At 67.6% G+C, this 13,624-nt stretch carries 12 protein-coding genes and 1 tRNA gene; 4 read left to right on the top strand and 9 right to left on the bottom strand.

The genetic code is table 11. The features are described 5' to 3' along the window. Positions 1 to 63 precede the first annotated feature (63 nt). A complete protein-coding gene (locus ACOOHB_RS20265) occupies positions 64 to 2,529 on the bottom strand; it encodes an RCC1 domain-containing protein (RefSeq protein ID WP_420446586.1) in 2,466 nt (821 codons plus the stop codon). Between the two features lie 439 nt (positions 2,530 to 2,968). Beyond that, entirely contained in the window at positions 2,969 to 5,284 is a 2,316-nt protein-coding gene (locus ACOOHB_RS20260; RefSeq protein ID WP_420446585.1) for an RCC1 domain-containing protein, read from the bottom strand. Between the two features lie 636 nt (positions 5,285 to 5,920). On the opposite strand from ACOOHB_RS20260, the gene ACOOHB_RS20255 reads away from it, so the two are divergent. Beyond that, positions 5,921 to 7,159: a Fic family protein gene (locus ACOOHB_RS20255; RefSeq protein ID WP_420446584.1), complete on the top strand. Its 1,239-nt coding sequence runs from the start codon at positions 5,921 to 5,923 to the stop codon at positions 7,157 to 7,159. Between the two features lie 485 nt (positions 7,160 to 7,644). Here the strand turns inward: ACOOHB_RS20255 and ACOOHB_RS20250 are convergent, their stop codons facing one another. From ACOOHB_RS20250 to ACOOHB_RS20235, 4 genes are all read right to left on the bottom strand, one after another. Next, positions 7,645 to 8,088: a PIN domain-containing protein gene (locus ACOOHB_RS20250; RefSeq protein WP_420446583.1), complete on the bottom strand. Its 444-nt coding sequence runs from the start codon at positions 8,086 to 8,088 to the stop codon at positions 7,645 to 7,647. Then, on the bottom strand, positions 8,072 to 8,413 hold the full coding sequence (locus tag ACOOHB_RS20245; RefSeq protein WP_420446582.1) for a type II toxin-antitoxin system Phd/YefM family antitoxin: 342 nt from the start codon (positions 8,411 to 8,413) through the stop codon (positions 8,072 to 8,074). The genes ACOOHB_RS20250 and ACOOHB_RS20245 overlap by 17 nt, the downstream gene beginning before the upstream one ends. Positions 8,414 to 8,559: 146 nt before the next feature. After that, a tRNA-Leu gene (locus ACOOHB_RS20240) sits at positions 8,560 to 8,648 on the bottom strand. An 82-nt stretch (positions 8,649 to 8,730) separates the two neighbouring features. Further along, on the bottom strand, positions 8,731 to 9,354 hold the full coding sequence (locus ACOOHB_RS20235; RefSeq protein ID WP_420446581.1) for a hypothetical protein: 624 nt from the start codon (positions 9,352 to 9,354) through the stop codon (positions 8,731 to 8,733). A 135-nt stretch (positions 9,355 to 9,489) separates the two neighbouring features. Here ACOOHB_RS20235 and ACOOHB_RS20230 point away from each other — a divergent pair, with 135 nt between their 5' ends. From ACOOHB_RS20230 to ACOOHB_RS20220, 3 genes are read left to right on the top strand one after another with little or no spacing between them, the layout of a single operon-like run. Continuing rightward, positions 9,490 to 9,876, top strand: coding sequence for a hypothetical protein (locus tag ACOOHB_RS20230; protein WP_420446580.1), 387 nt, complete (start codon positions 9,490 to 9,492; stop codon positions 9,874 to 9,876). Beyond that, complete coding sequence (locus ACOOHB_RS20225) at positions 9,873 to 10,532, top strand: hypothetical protein (protein ID WP_420446579.1); 660 nt, start codon at positions 9,873 to 9,875, stop codon at positions 10,530 to 10,532. Before ACOOHB_RS20230 ends, ACOOHB_RS20225 begins: the two co-directional genes overlap by 4 nt. 48 nt (positions 10,533 to 10,580) lie before the next feature. After that, entirely contained in the window at positions 10,581 to 11,540 is a 960-nt protein-coding gene (locus ACOOHB_RS20220) for a PD-(D/E)XK nuclease family protein (protein ID WP_420446578.1), read from the top strand. Here the strand turns inward: ACOOHB_RS20220 and ACOOHB_RS20215 are convergent. The 3 genes from ACOOHB_RS20215 to ACOOHB_RS20205 are packed head-to-tail and all read right to left on the bottom strand — an operon-like array spanning position 11,510 to position 13,600. After that, complete coding sequence (locus ACOOHB_RS20215) at positions 11,510 to 12,148, bottom strand: GNAT family N-acetyltransferase (protein ID WP_420446577.1); 639 nt, start codon at positions 12,146 to 12,148, stop codon at positions 11,510 to 11,512. The genes ACOOHB_RS20220 and ACOOHB_RS20215 overlap by 31 nt on opposite strands. 31 nt (positions 12,149 to 12,179) lie before the next feature. Next, positions 12,180 to 13,172 carry an exopolyphosphatase gene (locus tag ACOOHB_RS20210; RefSeq protein ID WP_420446576.1) on the bottom strand — a complete coding sequence of 331 codons (993 nt, stop codon included), beginning with the start codon at positions 13,170 to 13,172 and terminating at the stop codon, positions 12,180 to 12,182. After that, positions 13,169 to 13,600, bottom strand: a complete 432-nt coding sequence (locus ACOOHB_RS20205; RefSeq protein ID WP_420446575.1) for a DUF501 domain-containing protein — start codon at positions 13,598 to 13,600, stop codon at positions 13,169 to 13,171. Before ACOOHB_RS20205 ends, ACOOHB_RS20210 begins: the two co-directional genes overlap by 4 nt. Between the last annotated feature and the right edge of the window lie 24 nt (positions 13,601 to 13,624).

The following is a 13,624-nucleotide window of genomic DNA, read 5'->3' as shown; positions in this document are numbered from 1 at the left end:
TCGCGGGCAACGGGCACGGCACCCACCCGCAGACTCAGCCGACGTGCCTGCAAGCCGCCCCGATCACGACGGCACAACCAACTGCCCGCCTTTGGAGCCCCAGCAGACCGCGGTGGCGTCGCTGCGCAGCCCGCACGAATGCAAGCCGCCGGCGGACACCGCGGTGAACGAACCCGACGGCGCATCCGCCCGCCCGGAGTCGTTCCAGCCCCAGCAGACCGCGGTGGCGTCGCTGCGCAGCCCGCACGAATGCGAACCGCCGGCGGACACCGCGGTGAACGAACCCGACGGCGCATCCGCCTGCCCGTGGCTGTTCCCGCCCCAGCAGACCGCGGTGGCGTCGCTGCGCAGCCCGCACGAATGATCGCTGCTTGCGGACACCGCGGTGAACGAACCCGACGGCGCATCCGCCTGCCCGTGGCTGTTCCCGCCCCAGCAGACCGCAGTGCCGTCAGTGCGCAGCCCGCACGAATGCAAGCCGCCGGCGGACACCACGGTGAACGAACCCGACGGCGCATCCAACTGCCCAGTTACGGTGCCCCAGCCATTCGTGTTGTCACCCCAGCAGACCGCGGTGGCGTCGCTGCGCACCCCACACGAATGAAAGCCGCCGGCGGACACCACGGTGAACGAACCCGACGGCGCATCCAACTGCCAGTCGCCGTATTTGGAGCCCCAGCAGACCGCGGTGGCGTCGCTGCGCAGCCCGCACGAATGATCGCGGCCGGCAGACACAGCGGTGAACGAACCCGACGGCGCATCCAACTGCCCGTCGCCGTTGTAGCCCCAGCAGACCACGGTGGCGTCGCTGCGCAGCCCGCACGAATGGTAGGCGCCGGCGGACAGGGCCGCATAGCTGCCCGTGTCGGCGGGTTCGCCGCTGGTGTTGGTGCCTGCGGTGGTGTCTCCGCTGGCGCGTCGCCCGACAAGCTCCGCGGTGGCCCAGCGGGTACCGCCGCCGAGGCGTGTCATGTCGCGGCCGGCGATCTTCGCGGTAGGCACCGCGGCGATGCCACCGAGCACGTACCCGCCCGCTTCGGCAGCGTCGAGGCGTGCCCGCTGGGCGGCTGTCATGTCCCCGTCGCGTGGTCCGGCGAGGATCACGCAATCGGTGCCGAGCACCCCGGCGAGGGTGACAGCGCTGTAGATGTCCGACTGCGCCTTGCTGTCAGCGCCCACCACGATGGGGGTATCACCGGCGCAATCCGACGCGATCCACGGCTCAGCACCGTCGAGATACACACCGGACACCCGAACGGGCGCGGGCGCTTCGCCGGATTGCCCCGACGGCGCAACCGCCTGCCCGTAGCTGTTGCTGCCCCAGCAGACCGCTGTGCCGTCGCTGCGCACCCCGCACGAATGATTGCTGCTTGTGGACACTGCGGTGAACGAACCCGACGGCGCAACCAACTGCCCGACGCGGTTGTCGCCCCAGCAGACCGCGGTGGCGTCGCTGCGCACCCCGCACGAAGCCCTGGCGCCAGCGGACACCGCGGCGAACGAACCCGACGGCGCATCCAACTGCCCGACGCGGTTGTCGCCCCAGCAGACCGCGGTGGCGTCGCTGCGAACCCCGCACGAATGCGAGTACCCGGCGGACACCGCGGCGAACGAACCCGACGGCGCAAGCGCCCGCCCGAAGCCGTTGTCGCCCCAGCAGACCGCGGTGGCGTCGCTGCGAACCCCGCACGAATGCGCGTCGCCAGCGGACACCGCGGCGAACGAACCCGACGGCGCATCCGACTGCCCGACGCGGTTGTCGCCCCAGCAGACCGCGGTGGCGTCGCTGCGAAGCCCGCACGAATGCCTGGCGCCAGCGGACACCGCGGTGAACGAACCCGACGGCGCATCCGACTGCCCGTAACTGTTCCAGCCCCAGCAGACCGTGGTGGCGTCGCTTCGCACCCCACACGAATGCCAGTCGCCGGCGGACACTGCGGCGAACGAACCCGACGGCGCATCCGACTGCCCGTAGTTGTTCCGGCCCCAGCAGACCGTGGTGGCGTCGCTTCGCACCCCACACGAATGCAAGCCGCCTGCGGACACTGCGGTGAACGTTGACGGGCCCGTGGCTGCCGTGTCGGCGGGTGAACCGCCCGCGGCGATGCGGGCCTCGCTGCCGACTTGTTGCGCGGTGGCCCAGCGGGTAGCGCCGCCGAGACGTGTCATGTCGCGACCGGCGAGCTTGGTTTCGGGCACCGCTGCGGTGCCGCCCACGACGTACCCGCCGGCGGCGGCAGCGTCGAGGCGTGCCCGCTGGGCGGCTGCCATGTCCCCGTCGCGGGGTCCCGCGAGGATCACGCAATCGGTGTCGAGTACCCCGGCGAGGGTGACAGCGCTGTAGATGTCCGACTGCGCCTTTGCGTCAGCGCCGACGACGATGGGGGTGTCACCGGCGCAATCGGATTCGGTCCACGGCTCAGCACCGTCGAGATACGCGCCAGCGGTCTGCGCCGAAGCGGGCGCGGGCAGGATCAGCGGGGACAGGAGCAGCGCGGCGAGCAGCGCTGTGAGCCATCGTCGGGGCATAGCGGTTCCCTCCTGACGGGGGTCAGATTGAAAGCAGGCGCAGTATCGCGCACCCGACACAGCAGGAAACGACCGTGAGACGCGCTGTGCGCCCCGCAGCGGCCTTGGCGGGCAGTTCGTGCGGGGAGCCCCGCCGGAAGCGCAGCACGACACTGGCACAGCACCCCCGCCGAGGGGATCACGTACCCCGCTGCCGACGTGATGGCACCGGCCAGCCTCGGCCACCCCGCGGGCACCGGTGAGGGGGTCACCCGTACTAACGAATGGCCGGAATCGACCAAATAGATGCACACAAGACCCCCTCGCCGGTACCTGCCCCGAGGCGTTCGCCGGTCGGTGCCATCGGGCGCACGGCGGGCGCTGAGGCGTGCTGTGCGGCCCTCGCCGTGGGCTGCGGGCCGCGTTCGCGGCACCGGTAGCCGTCGCGCACGAAGCACCGTCACCGCGGCCTAGCCCAGTTGTGGCCCCAGCAGACCGCTGTGCCGTTCGTGCGCACCCCGCACGAATGCGCGCTGCCAGCCGACACCGCGGTGAACGAACCCGACTGCGCAATCGCCTGCCCGTCGTGGTTCCAGCCCCAGCAGGTCACGGTGGCGTCGCTGCGCACCCCGCACGAATGCCGCCCGCTTACGGACACCGCGGTGAACGAACCCGACGGCGCATCCGCCTGCCCGTTGGAGTTGGAGCCCCAGCAGGTCACGGTGGCGTCGCTGCGCACCCCGCACGAATGCGCGCCGCCTGCGGACACCGCGGTGAACGAACCCGACGGCGCATCCGCCCGCCCGGCGCCGGTGAAGCCCCAGCAGGTCACGGTGGCGTCGCTGCGCACCCCGCACGAATGCTCGAAGCCTGCGGACACCGCGGTGAACGAACCCGACGGCGCATTCGCCTGCGCGTAGTTTTGGCGGCCCCAGCAGGTCACTGTGGCGTCGCTGCGCACCCCGCACGAATGCGCGCCGCCTGCGGACACCGCGGTGAACGAACCCGACGGCGCATACGTCTGCCTGTGTGTGTTGGAGCCCCAGCAGGTCACTGTGGCGTCGCTGCGCACCCCGCACGAATGCGCGCCGCCTGCGGACACCGACGTGAACGAACCCGACGGCGCATTCGTCTGCCCGGGGTCGGTGAAGCCCCAGCAGGTCACTGTGGCGTCGCTGCGCACCCCGCACGAATGCACGCCGCCTGCGGACACCGACGTGAACGAACCCGACGGCGCATCCGCCCGCCCGTGTTGGTTCCAGCCCCAGCAGGTGACTGTGGCGTCGCTGCGCACCCCGCACGAATGGTCGTCGCCGGTGGACACTGCGGTGAACGAGCCCGACGGCGCATCCGCCTGCCCGGCGTCGGTGAAGCCCCAGCAGGTGACTGTGGCGTCGCTGCGCACCCCGCACGAATGCGCCACGCCTGCGGACACCGACGTGAACGAACCCGACGGCGCATCCGCCTGCCCTCTGCCGTTGCGGCCCCAACAGGTCAGGGTGGCGTCGCTGCGCACCCCGCACGAATGCTGGCCGCTTACGGACACCGCGGTGAACGAACCCGACGGCGCATCCGTCTGCCCGTGTGTGTTGTCGCCCCAGCAGGTCAGGGTGGCGTCGCTGCGCAACCCGCACGAATGGAAGTCGCCGGCGGACACCGCGGTGAACGAACCCGACGGCGCATTCGCCCGCCCAGAGTCGTAGTTGCCCCAGCAGGTCACCGTGGCGTCGCTGCGCACCCCACACGAATGCGTGACGCCTGCGGACACTGAGGTGAACGAACCCGACGGCGCATCCGCCTGCCCGCCCCTGTTGCGGCCCCAGCAGGTGACTGTGGCGTCGCTGCGCAACCCGCACGAATGCCCGCTGCCTGCGGACACCGCGGTGAACTGTGGCGTGTCGTCGTCGTTGTCGTCGTTGTTGGTTTCGGTCGTGGTGTTGGTGCCCGCGGTGGTGTCGCCGCTAGCGCGTCTCCCGACAAGCTCCGCTGTGGCCCAGCGGGTAGCGCCGCCGAGACGCATCATGTCGCGACCGGCGACCTTGGCTGTGGGCACCGCGGCGATGCCGCCGAGCACGTAGCCGCCCGCGTCGGCTGCTTCGAGGCGTGCCCGTTGGCTTGCTGGCATGTCTCCGTCGCGGGGTCCGGCGAGGATCACGCAATCGGTGTCAAGCACCCCGGCGAGGGTGACGGCGCTGTAGATGTCTGACTGCGCCTTGGCGTCAGCGCCCACGACGATGGGGATATCACCGGAACAGTCCGATTCTGTCCACGGCTCAGCGCCGTCGAGATACAAGCCGGGCGCTGTCACGTCGCCGGGTGCTGTCAGGGTCGTGTCGGGAGCAGCCGCGGTCTCGGGTTCGGTGCCTGCGGCGAGCGCGCTGGCCTCGCTGCCGACTTGCTGCGCGGTCGCCCAGCGGGTAGCGCCGCCGACGCGCGTCATGTCGCGACCGGCGAGCTTGGCTTCGGGCACCGCGGCGGTTCCGCCCACGACGTACCCTCCCTCAGCGGCAGCGTCGAGACGTGCCCGCTGCTCGGTCGTCATGTCGCCGTCGCGGGCACCGGCGAGGATCACGCAATCGGTGCCCACGACCCCAGCGAGGGTGACAGCGCTGTAGATGTCTGACTGCGCTTTCGCGTCAGCGCCCACCACGATGGGGATATCACCGGAACAGTCCGATTCGGTCCACGGCTCAGCACCGTCGAGATACGCGCCCGATGCCTGCGCCGAAGCGGGCGCGGGCAGGATCAGTGGGGCTGCCAGAAAGACGGCAATCACGGCTGCGAATAGACCTCGGCATCGAGTTGGCATCGGCAAACGGCTCCCTGACGACGGCTCGCGAATCCTGTGCAGCGCATGTTTACATGACACGTGGATGCGTGCCGGGTGCCACAGAGTCCCTTTGCCACGTCAAGGCCAGGGCGCGCCTCGTCAACGTCCGCGTGACTGCCAAGCGCTTGTCGCTCTGCAGAACGGTCAGAGGCTCGTTTCCACCGACGCCCGAGATTGGCCATGGACACATCGAATTCCAGGCCGGCCCACTGTTCCCGGAGAACCCCGGCCAGCACAACTGCACCTGCGTCCGAGTTCGGCGTGGGAACGGACTCGCCTTCAGCCAGGGCAATGCCCACCGCGCGCATCGGCCGCGTATGCACGGCTCCGTCCGCCGTGATGAAATCCTGTGCACTCGCTGGCACCAGTCGCCGCTCGCGGCGTTGCGGCGCGTATGCCGGTTCGGCGCTTCTCTGTGCAAAATCACTCGCTGAGCGAATATTTCTGCACAGAAAACTGATCCCGTCGGGTTCCATTGCCTTCGACTGCGGTACGATTTAAATAACGGTTAATGGATAACCGATATTTAGAGGGCTCATGGCATCACACTTACGAAAACGTTGGAATGCACAATTCCAAGGGATGAGCCGACGGGACCGGCGTGGCTGCTTCTATGACGCATACATTGCCGACCCGCTCGCAGGGTGGGACCCGTCAATTCCCGCAGATATAGCAGCCGACATCGCAGATGCCGAGTCGGCGGTGCGGACGCTGAACGATGTCGGCACTTCGCACGTGAGCCTCGAAGGCCTCGCTCGATTCCTGCTGCGGGCCGAGTCCGTCGGCTCCTCGAAGATCGAAGGCCTCGAGGCAGCGGCCCGCCGATTGGCTCGCGCCGAGGCTGCGATTGCTCTCGGAAGTGATGCGAGCGATCGCGTGGCGGTCGAGGTGCTCGGCAACATCGCCGCGATGGAGTCAGCGGTCGAATTGGCCGTCAGCACCGAACGATTTGAACTCGACGACCTGCTGTCGGTTCACCGCAGGCTGATGGACAATTCACCCGCTCCCGAACTTGGCGGCATCGTCCGCGAGGAGCAGAACTGGATCGGCGGCAGTTCGTTCAACCCCTGCAGCGCTGCGTTCATTCCCCCGCCTCACGAGTACCTCCCGGATCTGCTCGCCGACTTGCTCGGCTACGTCAACCGCGACGACCACTCTCCGCTCGTGCAAGCTGCAATCGCCCACGCCCAATTCGAAACCCTCCACCCCTTCGCCGACGGCAACGGGCGCACCGGCCGCGCGCTCATTCATGTCGTGATGCGACGTCGCGGCCTCGCGCCGACCTTTGTCCCGCCGGTAAGCCTCGTCCTGGCCACTTGGTCCGACGACTACGTCAACGGTCTGATGACGTTCCGCCACCTCAGCGACCCTGACAGCGCTGAACGTTCAAACGCTGCGGCGGAGTGGCTGCGCATGTTCGCAACTGCCACCAGCCGAGCCTGCCAAGATGCTGAGAACTACAGCGCAGACATCGGTGAGATCATCGCGACCTGGCGAACCAAGCTCGGCCGTATCCGTGCGAACTCCAGCGCCGACTTGTTGTTGCGAGTCTTGCCGGGCGTACCGATCGTCACCGTCGCGACGGCGAGCAAGCTGATCGATCGATCAACGGCGCGTTCGGCCGACGCAGTCAATCTGCTCGCAGAAGCAGGCGTCTTGCGTCAGCGAAATGTCGGACGCCAGCGCTACCGAGTGTTCGAAGCGACAGCGGTGCTCGACCTGTTCACCGGACTCGAACGAGCGCTCGCCAGCCCGACTGGCGACACAAGAAGCGCCCGGCCCAACCGGCCCACACCTCATCGCCCGGTCGTGAAACGCTGAGCATCGACGCATACGCGCTCACGGCACTGCGCCGCCGCCAAGCCAAGCTCACAAGCGCAAGAGGCCCCAAGTCTCGGGGCAGGCAACGAGACGGTGACATCGCTGCGCAGCGCAAGAAGCGGGCTTGTGGGTGCCCAGGGCGGGCACTAGTACCCGCAGGTCAGCCCCGTTTCTTGGAATCCGTTACCCATCCGCCCGCTCGTCGGCGTTGTCGCCCGAACAGGTCACGGTGGCGTCGTTGCGCGTCGCTGCTGCCGGCGAAAATCTCACCCGAGACTCCCCGTTGCTGGACCTAGCGTCGCGAAAGGGCCAGGCCCCCGAGCGACGCCACTGCGGTACGTCTGCCAAGTTCGGGGAGGCTGGCCTCTGAGACGTGAGACTACTCGCGCCTCCACAATTCACTCGACAGCGAATTGCGACTCAGCGGCGGCAATGCAAATGGGTGCTCCAGCGCAAGCCTGCTGACTGCGGCGCAGCGTTGAGCGCTACGAGTCTTCTTCTGTTCGCCGCAGCCAGAGGTCGAGCGTTTCTGTGGTCCATGTGGGCACGCCGGTTCCGACGAAATCGTTGTCCGTGGTCCACACACCTACGTCGAGCGCAAGAGCGCATGCGACTACCGGCCAATCGCTGGGGTCGCGAATCGAGCGTTCTCGGGCTTGGTCCTCCCATGCCGAGTAGATGGCTTCGGCGACGATGGTGCAATTCAGAGCGACGACTTGCAGGCAGCGGTCCGACAGCTCACTGACTTCGTCTGCACTCAGACCCCGATGGCGACCGAGCTTCTCCGCGCGGCGCGGAATCTCGCGGAGCGTTTCATGCCACATGCGCTCTGGCAGATACAGGTCTATGCGCTGATCGGCCAGCCGCTGTCGGCCTCGCTCGCGCAGCAGCTCACCGACCAGAACGCTCGTGTCAACGACCAGACGCATGCTGCGGCGATAAACCGTCGCTGGTCGAGGTGGTCTGAGAGCTGATCAGGATCGTCTCGTCCGCATCATCATCAGCCTCATCAGCGAGATCCGCTCCAGTGAACTCCGCTACGAGATCGTCTTCGGTAAGGCCGGTCTTCGCGAGAACCCCTCTCACGGTCTCGCCCAGACGGTCGAGCGCCACCGCGCCAGCACGGCGATCCCTAGCGACAATCGGCACGAAGAATCCGACGGGCTCGCCATGCCTCTCGACGACGAGCGTCTCACCCGAAGCGATCAACTGAGTCGCGCGATCACGGAATTCTCGGATTCCTACCGACTTCATCGGTCTACCTCTCGCCGTTTTCAGCACGTGGGCTGTGTGCCCACAAGGGTAGCCACATACATGCAACGCACGGACATCACCAATTGCGTAACCGAACTCGACCGCCGACGCCAAGCGATTTCGCGCAACAGCGCTCCGCCGCTCGCTGGTGCCCGGGGCGGGATTCGAACCCGCACGCTCCCGTGGGAGCCGAGGGGTTTAAGCCCTCTGCGTCTGCCAGTTCCGCCACCCGGGCCGGCCAGCGGGAACATCATGCCCGCGATGTCCGCTGTGCCCATCATCTTCGGTCCGGGACTCTGGCACGACGCTGGGCAGGGCTAGGCAGCTTCGTCCAGCGGGAAGTGTGAGCCCTCGGGCTCGGAGGCCCGGTTCGTGCTGCGCGACTGCCGTGGACGAACTGTCAGCGACTCACCTGGCTGCGGCGTACCGCGCTCCGGTTCTGAAGGCAGATCCGGACGCACAGCATCCGCCCCGAAATAGTCAGAACCGGACCAGAGACTCTCGACTGCGCACCAGAGCGCATCTCGCACAGCACCGACGACGCTCGCTCCCAAGTCGTTGCAGGCCACGACGCCGTCGATGGCGTCGGCTGCGACGGCGCCGAATGGACGTCCGCGCACCCGAACTGCCACCACACAATCATCTGGGGCGCGACGCAGAATTGAACGAGTCAGATGTTCCGAGCGCGGCGGGCTCTGGAACGCCGGGACACTGAGTCCCAGGTCGCGTGCCGCCGCGGTCAGCGCTCTGACGGTCAGAACGAACTGGCCACTCGCATCAGCGACGACACCAGTGCGGCTCGGACGCTCCATGCCGGAGTTGCCGGTGCCTCGGCGCTCGCTCGGCTTGATGCCCCCGGAGCGGTGCAGGCGGCCGCGGGCCGGCGATGCATCAACCAGCCGGAGCGGTGCAGGACGGTGGGTTCGGGGTGTTGCTGGCATGTGCCCATCATCACTGGGGGGTGTGACAGGCAGCGGCATGGCGGTGGTTCGCGATGACTTCCCGGCCCGGGAGGGGTCGCTTTGTACAATGCGTCTCACCGAATCGCTGCGTTCGACGGCTGAGCGGGGTCCGAGATGACACAGACGGCGATGGACTCCTTGAAGATCGCCCATCGGCACTTGGAGAAGGTGGAGGCGGCTTGGTTCGATCCCGTCGACTGGGCAGACCTCGCGATGTACGGGTTCTACTGCTTGGAGGCGTGCGTGGTTGCCATCACCTTGCACCTCGGGCAGCCACGACCCAAGAGCACACACCCGGCGAAAGTTGCGCTGGCGAGGAGCTTCGCGGCGTCCCACGATCTGCCCGATATTGAGCAGTTGCTCATCGCGCTGAACGACAGGCGCAAGTTCGAGGCTTACGGCGACGTCGAGCTAGCCGAGGATGATGATCTTGACGCTCAGGATGTTGCCGATGAGATCCGGGGCTACTTCGAAGCGGTCGAGGCAATGGTTGCGCCATGAGCTACCAAGGGCTCAAATCGCCTTCCGCGCAGCCGGCGGGACGCTGGGAACGCGCTGTGATCTCGTGGCCCGACGACGCAGCGCTGCACTGGACACGCCTGCTGATCGAAACAGCTCATCGAGACAGCGCCGTCAAGGCTGTTGTCGCCACCGGCTCGGCCGTGCGCGATGTCGAGCACAGCGATGATCTTGACTTGGTCGTGGTGCACCGTGCGGCACGGCCCGTGCTGTCCCGCCCGCCGATTTCGATTGACCTGCGGTGTTTTTGCCAGACCGACATTGTCCCCAAGTTGACCACCGGCCACAGCTTTCTCTCGTGGGCCGTGCGCTTTGGGCGGCCGCTCTTCGAACGGAACCGGTGGTGGAGCCAACTGCGCGCCGACTGGAACGCGCGGCTGCTCCTGCCGCCAGCGACTGAGTCGACCGAGCGAGCGATGCGAGCAGAGCACCATCGGGATGCATTGGCCGAGGCCGGTGACGACGACGCGGCGGCCGAAATGGCGCTGTCGGCCCTGACTCACCACGCCCGAGCGGCGCTGAGCAAAGCGGGAGTCTTCCCGCACTCTCGTCCGGAACTCCCAGGTCAACTGCGCCAGATAGGCGAGCACCAGCTTGCTGAGGTTGTCGATAGAGCACTTGCCTGTCGATATCTGTGAACGCAGCAACCACCGACCTCCCAAGCATCTCCGGATCAATGAGCACAGATGGCTGACACTGCGACAGGACTGCTTCCAGCGCAGCAGGTGACGCTCGATGCAGTCCGCACGCCCTCGCAGCAGCGGCCCGTCTATCCCAACGACTTCGCCGCTGAGTTGCGCCAACAGTCCGAAGACGCGCTGGCGGAATTGGTCGAAACGGCACGCCAACTCGACAACCGGGGCGTGTGGATTTCCAAGCGAGACCTCGCCGGGGTCTTCGGCTGCGAGGCGCGCTACCTCGCCGACGCCGACACCCCCTTCGAATGGTCGGTGCCGACGGCCCGCGGCACGGTGCTGCACAAGGCCGTGGAGCTGTCGATCCACCAGCGTTTCGAACCGCAAGACGCCGTAAGCGCCGCCGTCGAGCGGCTTGTCGCCGATGACGAGAACCTGGGCAGCTTCCTGGCTGTCGCGACGGCCGGCGAGCACGCCGACCTGCTCGCCGGGTGTGTGGCACTGCTGACCCGGTTCGACGAGACCTTCCCGCCGATGCAACGTTCCTGGCGACCTGCCGCCGAGGTCAAAGCCCGCGCACGGCTCTGCGGCGGTGCCATCGTGCTCTCCGGTAAGTACGACCTGACGCTGGGAACGCCAGCGTCGGTGGGTGGTCCCGACGGCGGCCAGCGTGCCGGCAAGGTCATCATCGACCTCAAGACCGGTTCGCGGACCCCGACCGATCCTGAGGACCTGCGCTTCTACGCGCTGGTCGAGACGCTGTCAGTTGGCGTGCCGCCGCTCGGCGTGGGCTCGTTCTATGTGGCAGAGGGTCGCATCGAACACGAAACAGTCACCGCCGAGGTGCTCGACAGCGCACTGCGTCGAACGGTTGACGGCATCGGGAAGCTCGTGACGCTTCGATCAGGCGACCGTGAACCACGCCGAGTGCCCGGCCCGCCGTGCCGTTGGTGCACGATCTCGGCTGATTGCGGTCCCGGTCAGGAGTGGCTGTCCGACCCTGACGACTGAGCGACACCGTCGCTGCGAGCGGCTCGCAGCCGCGCTGCCATCTCGTCGCGGACCGACCGCCATTCCTCCAACGTCAGGCCAAAGCGCACATGGTCTTCCCAGACGCCGGCGATCTGGATGTAACCCTGCGCGATCCCCTCCGAGCGCAGACCCAGCTTTTGCACCACCCGCAAGCTGGCGGCGTTGCGGGGCATGATCGAGACCTGCACCCGGTGAAGGCCGGCCTGCTCGAAGGCGAACCCGAACACGGCCATGAGGCCCTCGGCGACCAGTCCCTTGCCCGCTCGCCGCTCGTCGACCCAGTAGCCCACATGAGCGCTCTGGAACGCTCCCCGCGCCACGTGGGAAATGTTGATCTCACCGCAGAACCAGCCCTCGTGCCACAGGCCGAAGTCGAACGAGGTGCCTAGCGAGCGCTCACGTTCACGCATCCGACAACGGTTGGCGAATGCTTGGGAGTCGCGCGATGGATCGGGCGCGCTCAAGGGTGGGCGCGGCTCCCATTTCGCCAACCAGTCGCGGCATCGTTCGCGAACCTCGCTCCATTGAGCGAAGTCCGACGACACGAGCGGGCGAAGCTCGAGCCGCTCGGTGCGCAGATGACTCACCCCTCGCACAGTACTTGCGCGCCGTCGGCGCTCACCGAGCGGCATGAGCGCCTCCTGCGGTATCCGTGGCGCGCTGCGACGTGCGCAGCTCGGCGGCAATGCCATCGAGAAGATCGCGTTCACGCACCAAGCACTCGTCGATTTCCCAGTGGCGCATGATGGCGACCAGGATGCAGCAACCGCCCACGATCACTGGCGCCCGGTCGACGTGCAGGCCCGGATTATGAACGCGGTCGGCCAGTCGCTCGGTGGCAAGCGTGCGGAACACGTCCTCGGCTGCAGCCCTGGTCAGCACGAAACCGTCGATCACATCAGGATCGTAGGGATCGAGGCCGATCTCGACCGCAGCCACCGTCGTGAGGGTGCCGGCAACGCCCACGAGCCGGGCCGCCGGGGCACCTCGACCGATGACCGGGTGCTCACGGTCGATGTCGTCGAGATACAGGCGAGCGATCGAGATCGCTGAACTCAGCTCGGACGGGTGAGGGGGATCGGATGCCAGGAATCTCTCGGTCCACCGCACTGAACCCATGTCGACTGACGTGGCGTCGTCCGGGCGGGCGTTCGCGGCGGGCGTGCCGTAGGCGAACTCGGTAGAGCCGCCACCGATGTCGAGCACCAACGCGGGGCCCGCATGGGCGCCATCGAGACCCGAGGTGGCTCCGGCGAATCCATAGGCCGCCTCGCTGTCACCGTCCAGCAGCTCAACCTCAGTGCCGAGCGTGTGGCTCGCCGTCTGGAGGAATTCGGAGCCGTTTGTCGCATCGCGCGCAGCGCTGGTCGCCACCGCCCGCACTGAGTTCACCTGACAGCGTTCGATGATCTCGCGGTACTCCCCCAACACGTCGAGCACACGGCCGATGGCGTCGTCCCGCAGCCGACCGCCAGCGTCCACGCCTCGCCCAAGCCCAGTGATCCGCTGCAGCCTCAAACCCAGACCCTCGCCGTCGTCGATGAGCAGACGTGTGCTGTTCGTACCGCAGTCCACCACCGCAACCGGATCGGTGGGGTTCTCGACAGTCACCGAACCGACCCGTCGGGGCCCAGCCGTGCCAGCACCCAGTCACCGACGGGATCGTCGCCGCCCGCCAGCCGGTACGCCAGATGCGCATGCAGGCACTTCACGCCCTGCGCCGTGCCCCCGACGCCACCGCTTGGGCGCGGTCCGCGGTGATCTTGGGGCAATAGCGCATCCCGTTCGGCGGAGTAGCAGCGGTGGGCAGCAGCGAGCGCCGCTGGGTCAATGGCGGCCTCGGCCATCCGGACACCGCCGTCACCCTCAAGCTGGGACACTCGCCGGCGCAAGTCGGCATCGACCAGCCAGTAGCGAGTCGGCATGGGACGTCCGTCGTCGAGCAGCGGGGCATTTGCAATCACGACCGGTCGCCCGTCGTCGTGCGCGACGGCCACGTCGAAGGCGCACTGGGGCGGGCGGCCGAGCAACTCGGCCACCGCTTCGGCTTGAGCGGGCGTCAG

The organism is Candidatus Poriferisodalis sp. (assembly GCF_965215815.1).
Classification (GTDB): domain Bacteria; phylum Actinomycetota; class Acidimicrobiia; order Acidimicrobiales; family Poriferisodalaceae; genus Poriferisodalis.
Note: the sequence above shows the minus strand (reverse complement) of the source record. Positions and strands in the feature narration are given on the sequence as shown.

Coding starts and splice junctions, on each gene's coding strand:
- ACOOHB_RS20265 (WP_420446586.1), bottom strand. CDS start 2,529: ATGCCCCGACGATGGCTCACAGCGCTGCTCGCCGCGCTGCTCCTGTCC.
- ACOOHB_RS20255 (WP_420446584.1), top strand. CDS start 5,921: ATGAGCCGACGGGACCGGCGTGGCTGCTTCTATGACGCATACATTGCC.
- ACOOHB_RS20250 (WP_420446583.1), bottom strand. CDS start 8,088: ATGCGTCTGGTCGTTGACACGAGCGTTCTGGTCGGTGAGCTGCTGCGC.
- ACOOHB_RS20245 (WP_420446582.1), bottom strand. CDS start 8,413: ATGAAGTCGGTAGGAATCCGAGAATTCCGTGATCGCGCGACTCAGTTG.
- ACOOHB_RS20235 (WP_420446581.1), bottom strand. CDS start 9,354: ATGCCAGCAACACCCCGAACCCACCGTCCTGCACCGCTCCGGCTGGTT.
- ACOOHB_RS20230 (WP_420446580.1), top strand. CDS start 9,490: ATGACACAGACGGCGATGGACTCCTTGAAGATCGCCCATCGGCACTTG.
- ACOOHB_RS20225 (WP_420446579.1), top strand. CDS start 9,873: ATGAGCTACCAAGGGCTCAAATCGCCTTCCGCGCAGCCGGCGGGACGC.
- ACOOHB_RS20220 (WP_420446578.1), top strand. CDS start 10,581: ATGGCTGACACTGCGACAGGACTGCTTCCAGCGCAGCAGGTGACGCTC.